Annotated in this window: 10 protein-coding genes and 1 pseudogene; 3 read left to right on the forward strand and 8 right to left on the reverse strand. The window is 38.5% G+C overall.

Translation table 11 applies throughout. The features are described 5' to 3' along the window. Positions 1-22 precede the first annotated feature (22 nt). The 6 genes from IW492_RS13775 to IW492_RS13800 form a co-directional block, all read right to left on the reverse strand. Positions 23-187 (reverse strand): hypothetical protein, encoded by a 165-nt coding sequence (locus tag IW492_RS13775; RefSeq protein WP_202068237.1) that lies wholly within the window; start codon positions 185-187, stop codon positions 23-25. Between the two features lie 35 nt (positions 188-222). Further along, positions 223-600 carry an LPXTG cell wall anchor domain-containing protein gene (locus IW492_RS13780; protein ID WP_202068239.1) on the reverse strand — a complete coding sequence of 126 codons (378 nt, stop codon included), beginning with the start codon at positions 598-600 and terminating at the stop codon, positions 223-225. Positions 601-619: 19 nt separating this feature from the next. Beyond that, entirely contained in the window at positions 620-3,742 is a 3,123-nt protein-coding gene (locus IW492_RS13785; protein ID WP_202068240.1) for a hypothetical protein, read from the reverse strand. Positions 3,743-3,870: 128 nt separating this feature from the next. After that, complete coding sequence (locus IW492_RS13790) at positions 3,871-4,572, reverse strand: winged helix-turn-helix domain-containing protein (RefSeq protein ID WP_202068241.1); 702 nt, start codon at positions 4,570-4,572, stop codon at positions 3,871-3,873. An 812-nt stretch (positions 4,573-5,384) separates the two neighbouring features. Then, on the reverse strand, positions 5,385-6,503 hold the full coding sequence (locus IW492_RS13795; protein WP_202068242.1) for a tyrosine-type recombinase/integrase: 1,119 nt from the start codon (positions 6,501-6,503) through the stop codon (positions 5,385-5,387). Positions 6,504-7,843: 1,340 nt separating this feature from the next. Beyond that, positions 7,844-9,097, reverse strand: a complete 1,254-nt coding sequence (locus IW492_RS13800; protein ID WP_202068243.1) for a DUF5068 domain-containing protein — start codon at positions 9,095-9,097, stop codon at positions 7,844-7,846. A gap of 223 nt (positions 9,098-9,320) precedes the next feature. On the opposite strand from IW492_RS13800, the pseudogene IW492_RS18130 reads away from it, so the two are divergent. Further along, positions 9,321-9,575, forward strand: a pseudogene (locus IW492_RS18130) (IS110 family transposase); the annotation flags it as partial. Positions 9,576-10,202: 627 nt separating this feature from the next. Here the strand turns inward: IW492_RS18130 and IW492_RS13805 are convergent. Together IW492_RS13805 and IW492_RS13810 are read right to left on the reverse strand one after the other, a co-directional pair. Continuing rightward, positions 10,203-10,808, reverse strand: coding sequence for a class I SAM-dependent methyltransferase (locus tag IW492_RS13805; RefSeq protein WP_202068244.1), 606 nt, complete (start codon positions 10,806-10,808; stop codon positions 10,203-10,205). 134 nt (positions 10,809-10,942) lie between these two features. Next, the gene (locus IW492_RS13810) at positions 10,943-11,521 is read right to left on the reverse strand and encodes a GDSL-type esterase/lipase family protein (protein ID WP_202068245.1); all 579 of its coding nucleotides are present in this window, start codon (positions 11,519-11,521) and stop codon (positions 10,943-10,945) included. Between the two features lie 278 nt (positions 11,522-11,799). Between IW492_RS13810 and coaA the strand changes: the two genes are divergently transcribed. Together coaA and guaA are read left to right on the forward strand one after the other, a co-directional pair. After that, positions 11,800-12,723: a type I pantothenate kinase gene (gene coaA / locus IW492_RS13815; protein WP_202068247.1), complete on the forward strand. Its 924-nt coding sequence runs from the start codon at positions 11,800-11,802 to the stop codon at positions 12,721-12,723. A gap of 201 nt (positions 12,724-12,924) precedes the next feature. Next, the gene (gene guaA, locus IW492_RS13820; protein ID WP_202068249.1) at positions 12,925-14,481 is read left to right on the forward strand and encodes a glutamine-hydrolyzing GMP synthase; all 1,557 of its coding nucleotides are present in this window, start codon (positions 12,925-12,927) and stop codon (positions 14,479-14,481) included. Positions 14,482-14,524 lie beyond the last annotated feature (43 nt).

Here is a 14,524-nt window from a genome sequence, read left to right on the forward strand (position 1 = left end):
AAATTGATACCCAAATTCCCGCTTATTGAGGGCTGTCATCAGGATCAGCTGAATTCCCGGAATTTTCAGGATCTTTTATCTGCTGCTCATATTTCCCTTCAAACTGAATATGCTCTTCACCAGTTACAATACTTTCCGCCTGAACTGATTCAGCATTCAGGAACAAAATTGAGGTTGCAGGCAACATTACCAGAAAGAAAGCTTTTGCTTCTTTTCACTCTGTTACGCACCCTTTCCTCCATTTGATTCCTGATCTTTTTTTCGTTTGAAGTAGAAAAGGATAAGAGCAATTAAAACCATTACAGCTCCACTGATTCCCAAACTTACTTTCACCATTTCACCTGTAGACGGATATTTTCCCGTTGGCTTGACCGTACCGGATTCAGAACTAGCTGGCTCTGAGCTGCTTATTGGTTCTGACCCAGATGGAACAGTTGAACTGCTGGGACTTGTTACTTCATCATAAAAAGAAATAACGCCTTTTGTTTGTACCGCCCCACCATTTTCAACTGCGTTTCCACTAATTGGTAAATAGAAAAGAAAGAGTACTACAAATAAAGCAGAAACACAGAACGATGAAATATTTCTAATCTGTTTCATTTATTTTTCCTCCATTGCTTTATGGTGTTTCTCCTACGGTCCAGACAATCGTTGCACTGTATTTTCCAAGTTCACGGACTTTTCCGGCAGGAATATCCAGCTTAAATCCTCTTTCCCCATTCGCCCACCTGTCACTGACATTATACTGACCATTTTCTGAGTGCGTATCTACCACAATTGGCTGGTCAGAATTATTCAGAACAATCTCTGAATCTTTCCCGTCACCCGTACGATAGCGGATGGCATCCGGAAGAACATTGCTGCCGCTGCCTCCACTGCTCGTCAGAGACGTTTCCAGTCTGGCTTTTAATGTCCACTCAGTCATCATTGTACGACTATCCCAAATAACCAGCTCTTTATCATATTCAGGCTGTTCTACCCGAACACCGAATACTCCAGCATTTTGTACACCAAAGCCAATTGTTGACGGCGCTGAATAAATAAACAGTGTACCGTCATCTTCAAAGGTAACGTAAATTGTCTTTTTCGCCGTTCCTACAGATAGTATGACTGGATAAGATTGTGCTGTATCTTCACCGACACTACTGTAATCAATTAAGAATAAGTCGGGATCTTCTGTCACATCAGTCATGATTGTTCCAGATATTGTATATCCTTTTGCTTTTCCAGCTGTTATGATAATCGCACGTTTTTCTTCATCAGAAGCATTTTTCCAGGAAGTCAGACTTATAGAACTATCAATTCCCCGTACAGAACCGTCACTGGTTGTCACAGTTTCGTCATCACTGACATAAATTTGTACTTCAGCAATTGTTTCGTTTCCAGCTGCATCTTTCACATTGACTTTAGCAATTTTCAGCCCTACAGTTTCAACCAAAGCATCCCTTTCTTCTTGTGTTGTCACCCAACCAACTGTCAAATTAGCAGTTGGTGTAGTTTCATCTGTATAAGAAGAAAGTGCCTGTTTCGGATCTGTAGGAATTGCAGCCGCCTGATTCTGTTGTACAGAAATCAGTTTTGTTGTTACTTTTGGTGCTTGTTTATCAAGTATTTTAATGGAAATTTCATGCGTTCTCTGATCCTTATCAACTAGCTTAATTGTTCCCGTTGTTCCTCCAGCAAACTGGGCGAAATCAGCATCATCAAAACTCCAGTTTCCATCCACATCAGTTGTAGTTGTAAAGGTCTTAGCTCCCAATGTCATTGTCAGAGTTGCAGCATCCGCCGACTTAGCAACATTTGATCCGTCAGGCACAACGTAATCAGTTGATCCCGATAATCCAACTTGATTATTGGGAATTTCATATATATCATCAACTAACGTCGCTTGTTCCTCTTCCAGATTAATGCTTGGCAGCAGGATATCATTTGACCAGCGACTGTAATTATTGAAATTAAAGATTTCAGCCATAGCTGGTTCTGATGAAGTAATGGTTCCTCTAACATTTGTATAAAGTCCCGTAATATCAAAGGTTGCGACATTCGGCCAAATCTCAATCGGGTTTCCTATACCTGCTTGTGTTGTTGACCAAACTGCATGATTCATATTCTTCACGCTGATACTACTTCTAGAACCTGAATTATAGGCATAGAAGAACTGATTTCTTCCGAAATAGCGAATATCGAAGATTTCCGGGGTATCTACAATTAAATTCATCTTGTAACTATAAATAGCACCGTTAGTTGCCCCTGTTCCCAGTGTTGATATTTCAGTCACTGAACCTGAATTGATAATAATCTGAGCATGAGGTGACTGAGCATCACTTCCATTACTGGTTATTGTTCTCAATGCAGATCCATTATTTTGAGCGATCGCACGCAATGTTCCGTCATTTTGAACCACCTGATAATTGGCAATGACATTCTGATAAGCTTGTCCTGATGTTCCATTATTTTGCCCATATACAGCAGCATTTCTCTGTACCCAGAACTTTAACTCGGTCGGTCGATTATTCCAGCCACCAGTTGCTCCATAATTTGTTCCCAAAACGAAGTTTAATGGGCCATACAAATCACCATAGTATGTCGGATTGCTATTTGCAGTTCCGGTTGTCGAAATAACATAGGCATTTTCAGGATCATCAGGATTTGTCTCATTACCGTAAACGGTAATGTTTGTTGCAACGATCCCTTTTCCTTCAGTGCGGATTGTTACATTCCCTTTAAGCATCACTTGTTTTGCATAATATAGATAGGCAAATTCATCGGCTGAATTAACGTCTATATCTTTAAATGTCACTGTCAATTCAGCATTCTGGTTACTTGGTCCGACATTTGATGCTATCCTATTATCTGCACGACCGTCATAGATCGGACCTCTATAGTTGCCCGTTGTATGCCCGGTTGAAGCAATTCCGCCTTGACCGATTATTGAGTTATAGATAGTAAAATCTGTAAAGTCCTCATAACCTTTCAATAGAAGCTTTCCTGCATTTCCAGAAAACGTCAGCGTGTGACCATTCAAATCAAGATTCTTGTTTGTCGATACAGTAGCTGTTGTTGTCAACGTAAGATCAGCAGCCAAATAGTACTCAATATCTGTCGTATTGGTCATAGCAGCATTCCAATCATCAATGTTATTGATTGGTTCACCAATTGGCGCAGCCATTAGCTGAATTTCAGCATTTGCCTCTACTGCAGCAGATACCGTACCTTGTAGAACAGTGATGTTTTGCGTCAACTCAGTAACCGAAAAGTTGTTCACATTTTTTGAAGCAGTAATCTTATACTCTCCGGCTTTTTCTGCCATAATCGGCAAAACCAGCTTCTCTTCTTTTGATGCTTTACCGTTCCACTGGATACGATAGATATTTTCTGACATTGTATTGCTGACAGAAAACACCCCGCGTTTATTTCTTATCCCAATCTCTTCTCCAACCAGATGCAGTCCTTTGGGAATATGAACCAATAGATAGGAAACACTGTTTTCAGTTATCTCCGCTTCGTTCTGCACTTTTTTATACGTTTCTACAGATAATGAGTGTGTATCTAAATCATAAATAGTTATTTCAAAGATACTATTTACTTCATATTTGTTATTTTCAGGAAGTGTGACCTCAAGAGCTGTTTTTGACTGCTCTTTTGCAGAGATGGATGTTGCTCCATTTATACTCCCGACAATCCCTCCCAGACCAAGTAAGCCTGCAACGAGTAACAAAACCTTTAGTTTTTTGCTATGCATTAGTTTCCTCCTTTCCACAAAATTGGTATGTCGCTTATGACACGTTTATTTCAACTCCTATTTCCCCTAAACTAAAATGAACTGAAATAGTTCAGCTCATCTATTAAAGGAAATAGAAAGTGAAACCATTATTTAGCCAGTGCCCACTCATCAAGGCGGTACCCCTTTGAACGCACTGTTTTAATGTACTGAGGATTTTTAACATCCCTCTCAATTTTTTTTCTCAGATGGAAAAACAAGTTCGTTACCTTGTATTTTTTATTTCCATCTTCTTCTCCCCAAATCTGTCTATAAATCTCATCATAAGTCAACGTCGTTCCAGATTTCGATTTCAGCAAATTCACTGCTGCAAATTCCAGTCTGGTAAGGGTTATTTCTTCTCCATTTTCTATAGATATGCTAAAATTTTGTGGGTAAAGTTCAATCATTTTAGCTTGCTTTTCATGATTGTTTTGTAAGCTTTTTATACAGCAGTCTCGTCTTTGAAGTGCATTTTTAATCATTAACGAAAATTCTTCTACAGAGCAGTTTTTGTCAACATATGCATTGATACCTAATTGCATATAAATCATTTTTCCAATATCCGACTCCTGATTCGACATGACATAAATCATAGCTGTAGAAAAATCACGAAAGGTCACGATCCATTCGCAGACTTTGCCGATCGTATCGTACCCCTTTTCTTCCATAAGAACGATCCCCAAAGAATTCATGTATTTTTTATAATTGCTCTCATTCAGGTAAATGATTTGAAAATTCTGCTCTTCCAGTTTTTCTATGTATTTGCTGTTTGTCTCATATGTCTCGCTCATTATTCCGATTGTAGTCATAGTATCAATTCGTACTCCTTTCTAATTTTTTATAGATTCTTCTTTTTGCATAGTATTAAAAAATAATTCAATGAAACATCTGATAGAGTGTCCATTTGTTTTCGTCATTTTATAGAAATGACGAAAGAAGGTCTTTTTTTATTGCTGTGTCTCTCTTTCGGCAGAACCTGTACTAAAGCACTGACGGCGTATAAAGAATAAAAAAAGAGGGCGTGACATTAGTATGTCGCAGCCTCCTAAAACCGGATAAACGGTGTCCCAGTCTTTGTATACTTCTGTGGTTAGCTCTCTCCTATTTAAAAGTATTCATGAGAACATCATTTCATATATGGCTATCTCTTTGTACATGAAATAAATTCTAACAAACTTATTCCCTTCAGAGCATTGTATAACATTCTTTAAGATTATTTTCTAATACAGAAAAGTCTTGTATCTACGAGTCTCACAACACAACACTACACTTCGTTTCGATCTCATCAATTTCTAAACGGCAAAGCCATTAAGAATTGAAGGACTTCGTTTTGATCTCATCAATTTCTAAATGGCAAAGCCACTAAGAATTGAAGGACCTTGTTCGATTCTCAATACAAATGCGTCTGTTTGAAAAAGCGTTGACATGTCTTTTATGCCCACCTAAGATATGCGACGAGTAACCGCAGGAGCACTTGTACGAACTTAATTGCGACGAGTAACCGCAGGAGCACTTGTACGAACTTAATTGCGACGAGTAACCGCAGGAGCAGATGATTCATGTTATCTACTTGGTTCTCAGCGATAAACACTTTTGTTATCCCCTCTTTTTTTATAAGCATTTATTTACATTGATAGTGTAAGGTACGATCCAGCTCATCCATAGCTGAAATGCGCTTTTCCATCATAGAATCTGTGTAAGTATCCAGTGTCATTTTTATTGAGGCATGCCCTAAAAGACGACTTAAACTAGCAATATCAACTCCCTGCTCCAAACACCTTGTTGCAAAGGTATGCCTAAGTGCATGAAATGGAATAGCAGGTAATTTCGCTTCTTTCAAAAGCTTACTGAAGCGATAACCAATGACTCTCGGTTCTGCCAGTTTTCCTCGACAAGAAATTAAATACTCACCCTGCTCTTCCATTCTTTTTTCTAAAAGATATCTTCTTAAATTCGCTGGAAGAGGAATTATTCTTGAAGACTGGCTTGTCTTGGGGGTTCCAACAAATAATTTAGTTCTTTTCTCACTTGAATCCATATCCGTAATTCGAGAAATTGTTCGATTCACGTAAACTAAATTTTCTTCAAAATCAATGTCTGACCATGTCAATCCACTGATTTCACCAATCCGCATTCCTGTATAAAGAGCCAGTATTACTGCTGAACACCCTTTCTCTTGAAAAGCCTGCATTTCCAATGCCCTTTGCTCTTTTACAGATAAAGACCGTACACGCTTAGCTTGACCCTTTGGCAAGACAACTGCAGTTGCAGGATTTTTAGAAATATTTCCTGCTGCTTCTGCTTGTATTAGTGCTTTTTTGACAAGAATAAAAATATTTTTGATAGAACTCGCCGCAAGTGGTTTGCTTTGGAGAACATAAATAAAATTTTGCAGCGTATTTTTATCTATTTTGTGTAGTCGTAAATCACCTAATTCAGGCAAGATAAAGCGATGAACTAAATGAAGATATTTGGAATAGGTCGTCGGTTTTACGCTCTTCTTTACTTCCTCATTCATCCACTGGCAGATCCAATCACCAAAAGTCACATAATAAAGGTTGAAACTTTTTCTAACATGCAAGTGATTTGCCTTTAGTATGGTTAACTTTTCCTTGACATCAGAGTATTTTCTTCCGTAAACATAGCCATACTTAGCCTTATTATCAACACGAGCCTTAATATAACGTCCCTCCCAACGACCATCTTTTCTTTTATAAATATTTTCACCTTTTTTAGGCATTTAAATTTCTCCTTCGCTATTCCTTTTTTGACGGATTTTTTGACGGCTAAAGAATGAACGTCTTAAACGTATGTATTTTGTTATTTCCATACTTTTTTACACCATCATTTGGTTCATTCCTGAAATTAAATTCCGTTCTTTTTTTATCTCTACGTCTTTTGTTAAAAAAACAGAAAAAAATGATAAAAAAACGATAGATAAAATATTGACTCTAACGATTCACTCCGCTAGAATATGTAAAGAAGCAAAAAAAACGAAATAATTTTTAGATTTTTAAGATAAAATTCCTCATTTCTATAAAATGACGAAAAATCCGGTTCCTTTCTAACAGTTATTTACATCAACAATAAGCAAGCCTACCAAGACATCAATCGATGTCTCTTTTTCACATGTTTTTGAAATAATAAAGATAAATTATCTCGAATATTCTTTTCCTTTTTCTACTCACTTCATGTTTTTCATTCATTTATTATATAAATATAACAAACAAACGATATAAATATAAGACCATTCTTTATATTTTTTCTTCTAAACTATTTTTTCTTCTTTAAGTTCCTGCTGCTGCCAGTATTACTGAAAAAATTTATGCCTAATTCACTAGCTAAGGTTCGTATTTTTTCCTTCTATTATATAGTAGAATGTTAACCAGTTATTTCATCAAGTTCTGAAAACAGAATCCAGACATTCAAGATCTAAGTATATTTACTATTCGATAAAAGAATATACACTCCTCTAACTGCTTTTTTTATTCCTTTTCCTTCTCAGCTTTTTTAGACACTCTGAATTGCAAAAAATACATCTTCCAACATTTTCTCGCCGTATCTTCCAGTCTACAAACTCGAGGGACGTTGGTCTTCCTGTCAAAACATTGGTGGATTTAGACCCGTTTAATCCAGATTGTGATAAAGTTACTGAGATAAGTAGAAAGTATCAGGTTACGAGTTATCATGTGTTTTCCCTATAATCTTCTACCGTTCATTGTCAAAACTGTGTGCCACTGTTTGATATTCCCGGGAAGAGTGTTACTGGAAATGTTGCATTAGTTTGTTATTTGTAATACTATTTGACTCCCTGAACAGCCATTCATCGAAAAATATAATTTTTGAGCAGGGCTGCTCAATGAGAATGTCTTCTGAAATTAGAACATTGATTACTCAGAATAGCGGACAGATTTATGATATTTATGTTAGAGGGACTGCTTCTGGTTTTACCAAAGAAAAGTTGGAGATTTAAACAAAAAAACAACTGAATTTCTGAAAAGCAGATGATCACTTACTCATCCTAACTTTTACTAAAACTCAGTCATTTCTTTTTGTATTTGATTTTTAAAGATTTATTGCTTATTTTGGAAGATCAAACTCAACAGAGGATCGTTTGAAATCTTCACTGTTCACCAGATTTAGTTTAAGACCAAAATCCTTCTCACGCCAAATCTTTTCATACTGCTCCTGGTCCATAGCAAACACCTGTAAAAGCTCTTTTTGCTCTCCTGGTTCTATTGTTTGAGTAGTATAGCTTAGCAGCATGCCTTCACTGAGAATTCTCTGAGAACCGTTATTCACTGTCAGTACAGCTGAAGTGCTGCTCATAGAAATAGGCTTCTCTCCCTGATTGTCTACATCAAATTTCACTGTCAGCAGTACAACTCCATTTTCAAAATTACTGAAACGAGCCGCTTCCATTTCATTTGGCTCAAAGAATGTAAACTGGTATTCTGACAGCGTTGCATCAATCCCGTCAACACTTTCAGTTTTACCGATAGCTTTCTTCTCTTTATCCAAAGTTTTTGTTCCCATGTCATCTGTACTTGCTTTATCCTGCAAGAAAGATGAATTCGCACTAGCTGTATCTTCTCCATCTGCAGTTACTGTTAATTGAATTTTCTGATTCGTTCCGACACTATCCTCAGCAGAGAATGACTCGGCCTTTGTAAACCCTCTTGGCACATTCATTGTGACTATACCTAAATCACTAATAGTGTCCAAAGCATTTTCATCAAAAATGTAGTTTAATGTGGCGGTCACTGTTTCGCCGGCACCAACCTCTCCTTTACTTTTCACAGATATTGCACCATAGTTATCATCAGAATCTTCGACAACTGTCCGATTATTAGTGTAAGCTTTTGTTGCACCTGTAAATGTCAGATCTGGTACAGTTGGATAATATAATGTTTTATCACTGTTATTTGTAATAGATATCGTCGCCAGCATAACTGCTCCTCTTACTGTCTGACCTCCAAATGGAATTTCAAAGTCCGAATCAAAATCAGTAAATTCAACCAAATCATATTCATCAATAGAAAGAGTCAAGTCTTCTATCTCAACTGTCACAGGCTTGGTCTGAGAATACAATAACTCGGCAGTATCTGCTCCCAAATATTCCTCCATCATTTCTGCCCGTTCTGACAATTTAGATGTACTTGAACTATTCTTTTTAATGCTGCTTGATTCTGTCGTTGATTCTTCAATTGAACTTGAATTGGACACCTCTTCAGTTGACGTCTGCGAGGACGACTCTTTCGTTTCTTTTTTCCCATTGTCGCATGCCCCTAAAACAACAGCAGATAACAAGAGCGCCAAAATAATTTTTTTCATTCTACATCTTTCCTTTTTTATTTTTTTGAAAAAAGGTAAACCCTCAAATATTCCACCAACAATAAAAAAATTTGATCGTCTTTTTACACCCTCTTCCTTTAAAAAGTATAGCATAGTTGAAATATAGGAATATCTCGAATTTTTTTTCAAATGAATACTTTTGTGAGAAAAGAATAATAAATTTTAACTTAGCATTTATTTCCAATGGTTTTCAGCATATATAGATCACATAAGTAAAAGAGGGAATCCAAAGGGGTGGAAAATTCTCTATTTTACCATTTGAAATATGATTCGCCAACAACACGCTGCCTCCAACCACTTCGTTGATTATTATTACAAATTAAAAAAGCAACCTATTCCCAAAAAGGAAAAGGTTGCCACAGTTGCCTGCATGAACAAGCTTCTGAAATGTATGCATTCCATGACTAGGAATCATACAAGATACGCTTATGCGTATACGGCCTCCAACGACCAATAAGGACGAATCCTTATAGCTAGATTATACCACAGACCAGATAAAAAAATGAGTCTTATATCTGGCTTATTTGAGGTGTCCTTTATTTGATAGACGAGTGACATAATGGAACTGCCAAGTTTTTTCAAGTATTTATTATTTTCTCCTTGACTAATCGGAGGAAATAGAAGGTTATTACTTGTCTCAGGTTGGCAATGCTTTTTCAAATAGACGTGTTTGTATCGAGAATCGAACAAGGTCCTTCAATTCTTAGTGGCTTTGCCATTTAGAAATTGATGCAATCGAAACGAAGTCCTTCAATTCTTAATGGCTTTGCTATTTAGAAATTGATGAGATCGAAACGAAGTGTAGTGTTGTGTAGTGTTGTGTAGTGTGGTGTTGTGTAGTGAGACTCGTAGATACAAGACTTTTCTATAGTAGAAAACAAGCTGACAGGATGATATGCAACGCTCTGAGGGAAATACAGGGGCAAACAATTGTGTTCATCGCTAAGAGGTTGCTGGATGAATGTGGAAGTATTCAGAACCTAGCAGGAGATAGCTAATCTCAGAGCATATAAAGACTGAAGCTCCGTTTATTCAATTTTAGGGAGTGTAAAATAAATATGTCACACCCCCTGCTGCCCCAGTTTTACTGTTCCTTCACACTCTTTAAAATGTAATACCCTTTATCCTTCGAAACGATCTCTACATTACCAAAAATTTCATTCATTTTCTTCTGAGCACTCGGTGCTCCTTGTTTCTTTTGAATCACCACAGTTAATGTACCGCCTGGAGTCAATAATGGCTCTGCTTCACTTAAGATTGTATGAACCACCTGCTTTCCGGCTCGGATGGGGGGATTGCTGACAATCGCTGCATACTGCTTGTCATGAAGCGTTTCATAAATATTTGAAGGATGAATATCAACTATCTCAATCTGATTCTTTGCTGCATTTTCAACAGCCAGCGAAACCGCACGCTGATTGATATCAACCATTTCAACAAATCGCCCGGAGGCATAAGCTAAAGCCAGACCAATCGGACCATAGCCGCAGCCAACATCCAAGATTTTCCCTTCCGGGAGTTCCTGCCAGTTAAAAGAGTCAATCAGTACTCGTGAACCATAATCCACACCTTTGCGGGAAAATACACCGCTGTCAGTGATAAAATGAAAATTTCGTCCTGCCAGCTCAAAAGACCATTCGTCTAATTCATGTGCACTATCTGGATTTTCTGTATAATAATGATTTGTCATTTCACTTCGTTCCTTTACTGAAAAGTCGAGACAACAACTACCGTCCCGCCTGATATTATTTAATCTGAAGCAATCTTCTCCCTTAAAATGCAATCTGCATAAGTAAGATAGAAAATGGCGCTGATTTCTCTAAATTATTTTACCCGTTTTCCTTTTATTTCACGAACAATTAAAGCAGCCAGAAATTCATAGCCCACCTCTGAAAAGTGCAATCCATCCGGTTGTAAAAATTCATCTGTTCCGGGATAAACCGTCATCGCATGGTATATATCAACTACAGGTACTTCCTGCTGCTCACCAATTTCCTTTGCTTTCGCCACAAACCGGCGAATTTCCTCAGCCTGTCTGTCCGGCTGTCTTGCTGAATCAACAAATGGCGGTGTAAATAAAACCACTTTTTCCTTTCCAATACTGTTGATCATCTGAGACAAATTTTCGCCATACTCCTGTACATCAATCGGACGACTATCAGAACAATCATTTGCTCCGAAGAAAATAGTAACCATATCCGGCTCTTTACTGAGCACATCTTTTTCCATGCGTTTCAAGCCGCCACTTGTCGTATCTCCCGGAATCCCGGCGTTAATAATTGCTATATCCATAATCTTCTGGGCCTCCAGTCCTTCTTTCACCAAATTAGTCAAGATCGGCGAAGCGGGTTCATCAAAGAAGCCAGCTGTGATACTGTCACCAAACAATACAAGTTTTGCCATAAAATGTCCACCTCTTCTGTATCTGTCGGATTTTTTTCAATCGTTTTCGAGGATTGAAACTCGATGGTTTTCTTGCTGATTTCCTTATTTAGGCATTGCGAAAAAGTAGCTTTCAAAAGCTCTTTCATTTCTTTGCTTTTTCCTGTCCGTTCCTTAATCATACCATTTGAAAAAACTTTTGCCCAACAAACATTTCTTTTCCGTAATTACTGTGTAGCAGCTATAGAATTATGTTAAAATAGGCAAAGTAAAGCATGTCACTATCGTTGGAGGATCTAATGGATGAAAAAATGAATTACTATCGTATTCCCCGCGAGGAATGGCAGGGATTCTACCGAAATGGAGAAGCCCCGCTGACTGAAGAAGAATTGGATAACATTAAAGGGTTTAATGATCAGATTTCATTAAAAGATGTTGAAGATATTTACGTCCCTCTAACCCATCTGATCCACCTTCACATGAAAGAATTTGAATCTCTGACACTGAGTAAGGGATTATTTTTGCATAGATATGTTCCTGTGCCTCCTTTTATTATTGGAATTGCAGGAAGTGTCGCTGTTGGAAAAAGCACAACTGCCCGGCTGCTGCAGACGATTTTAACACGTATTTTTAAGCGGCGAAATGTTCAGCTGATTACAACTGACGGTTTTCTTTATCCAAACAGGGTATTGGAAGAACGCGGAATCATGGATCGAAAAGGATTTCCTGAGAGCTATGACATGGAAAAACTAATTACATTTCTAAATCAAATAAAAAATGGCGAAGACGATATTCATGTTCCTATCTATTCTCACAGTGTTTATGATATTATCGAAGGTGAATATGAAATCATCTGTCAGCCGGATATTTTGATTGTGGAAGGGATTAATACCTTGCAGCTTCCCGCGAACCAACAGATCTATGTCAGTGACTTTTTTGACTTTTCTGTTTTTGTGGATGCAGAACCCAGACTGATTGAGCAATGGTATCTGGAACGCTTTGGCGCCTTGCTGGATACAGCTTTTCTAGATCCGAACAACTATTACTATCAGTATGCAATCGGCGATCGAAAAGATGCTTTTGAGATGGCTCGAGGTGTCTGGAAAAGTGTCAATTTGAAAAACCTTGAAGAATACATCTTGCCTACCAGAGGAAGAGCTGATATCATACTCCATAAAAAAGAGAAGCATATCATTGATGAGATCTATTTGAGAAAATACTGAGGATGTAACACTCCAGTTTTCTTCTAGAACAATGAACAACACTTTGCATTTAGAGAGAATGAAGCAACTGCGGCAACTATAGGCCTCAGCCTTCCTGATTTACTGGTGCAGGCTCTTCGCTGGCAGTTTAGCAGCAGAATTGCCGGCTTCCTCTATATCACTTCTCTTTATATAAAATTCTAATAGATAGGGGTAATAAATGTGACAAACGTTGCCGAAATGACAGACGTTGAAAAAATTATTGTATTGGACTATGGCAGCCAGTATAATCAGTTAATCACCCGCCGAATCCGTGAATTCGGTGTGTTTTCAGAATTATTGAGCCATCGTGTAACTGCTGCAGAGGTTAAAGAAATTGCACCAAAAGGAATTATTCTATCAGGCGGTCCCAACAGTGTGTATGATAAGGATGCATTCCGCATTGATCCGGAAATTCTTGAACTGGGCATTCCCGTTTTAGGAATTTGTTACGGCATGCAGCTGATGACTTATTGTCTGGACGGAAAAGTTGAATCAGCAAAAAATCGTGAGTACGGAAAAGCTGAATTAGAAGTGACTGCAAAAGACGCTGTATTATTTAACGGCCTGCCTTCACCACAGACGGTTTGGATGAGTCATGGCGATTTAGTGACTGAGCTGCCAACTGGTTTTGAACTGGTTGCCACAAGTAAAGACTGTCCAATTGCTTCCATTCAGGATACAAGCCGGAATTTTTACGGTGTACAGTTTCACCCGGAAGTCCGTCATTCTGAATATGGAAATGATCTGCTTCGCCGCTTTGCATTTGATGTATGTCACTGTTCAGGCGACTGGTCAATGGAAAACTTCATTGAAATGGAGATTGCAAAGGTTCGTGAAAAAGTCGGTAACCGCAAAGTATTGTTAGCACTTTCCGGAGGCGTGGATTCAAGCGTTGTCGGCGTGCTTCTGCAAAAAGCAATCGGTGATCAGCTAACTTGTATCTTTGTAGATCACGGACTGCTTCGTAAAGGCGAAGGTGATCAGGTCATGGATATGCTGGGAGGAAAATTCGGCTTAAACATCATCCGTGTTAACGCACAGAAACGCTTTCTGGATAAGCTGGCAGGCGTTGCCGATCCGGAAGAAAAACGTAAAATTATCGGAAACGAATTTGTCTATGTCTTTGATGATGAAGCAACCAAACTGAAAGGCATTGACTTCCTTGCACAAGGAACACTTTATACAGATGTGATTGAAAGCGGCACTGAAACAGCTCAAACCATTAAATCCCACCACAATGTGGGCGGTCTGCCAGAAGACATGCAATTTGAATTAATTGAACCATTAAATACATTATTTAAAGATGAAGTACGCGCACTTGGAACAGAGCTTGGAATGCCTGACAATATCGTTTGGCGGCAGCCATTCCCAGGACCAGGACTTGGTATCCGTGTGCTGGGGGAAATTACTGAAGAAAAACTGGAAATTATTCGCGAATCGGATGCAATCCTTCGTGAAGAAATCGCCAGTGCCGGCTTAGACCGAGACATTTGGCAATACTTTACTGTTCTGCCGGGCATCCGCAGCGTCGGTGTAATGGGTGACGGAAGAACCTACGATTACACAGTCGGTATTCGTGCAGTAACTTCAATCGATGGAATGACCGCAGACTTTGCCCGTATTCCATGGGATGTACTGCAAAAGATCTCTGTACGTATCGTAAACGAAGTCGACCACGTAAACCGAATCGTGTATGATATTACGAGCAAACCGCCGGCAACGGTGGAGTGGGAATAATTAAAGAAACCGTGAACCCTTTGATACTAAAGAGTTTCACGGT

Origin of the sequence: Enterococcus sp. BWB1-3, from assembly GCF_016745275.1 — a bacterium.
Lineage (GTDB): Bacteria > Bacillota > Bacilli > Lactobacillales > Enterococcaceae > Enterococcus_L.

Excerpts from the sequence above, each read along its gene's own strand:
- IW492_RS13775 (WP_202068237.1), bottom strand. The coding sequence starts at position 187 with ATGTTGCCTGCAACCTCAATTTTGTTCCTGAATGCTGAATCAGTTCAG.
- IW492_RS13780 (WP_202068239.1), bottom strand. The coding sequence starts at position 600 with ATGAAACAGATTAGAAATATTTCATCGTTCTGTGTTTCTGCTTTATTT.
- IW492_RS13785 (WP_202068240.1), bottom strand. The coding sequence starts at position 3,742 with ATGCATAGCAAAAAACTAAAGGTTTTGTTACTCGTTGCAGGCTTACTT.
- IW492_RS13790 (WP_202068241.1), bottom strand. The coding sequence starts at position 4,572 with ATGACTACAATCGGAATAATGAGCGAGACATATGAGACAAACAGCAAA.
- IW492_RS13795 (WP_202068242.1), bottom strand. The coding sequence starts at position 6,503 with ATGCCTAAAAAAGGTGAAAATATTTATAAAAGAAAAGATGGTCGTTGG.
- IW492_RS13800 (WP_202068243.1), bottom strand. The coding sequence starts at position 9,097 with ATGAAAAAAATTATTTTGGCGCTCTTGTTATCTGCTGTTGTTTTAGGG.
- IW492_RS13805 (WP_202068244.1), bottom strand. The coding sequence starts at position 10,808 with ATGACAAATCATTATTATACAGAAAATCCAGATAGTGCACATGAATTA.
- IW492_RS13810 (WP_202068245.1), bottom strand. The coding sequence starts at position 11,521 with ATGGCAAAACTTGTATTGTTTGGTGACAGTATCACAGCTGGCTTCTTT.
- coaA (WP_202068247.1), top strand. The coding sequence starts at position 11,800 with ATGGATGAAAAAATGAATTACTATCGTATTCCCCGCGAGGAATGGCAG.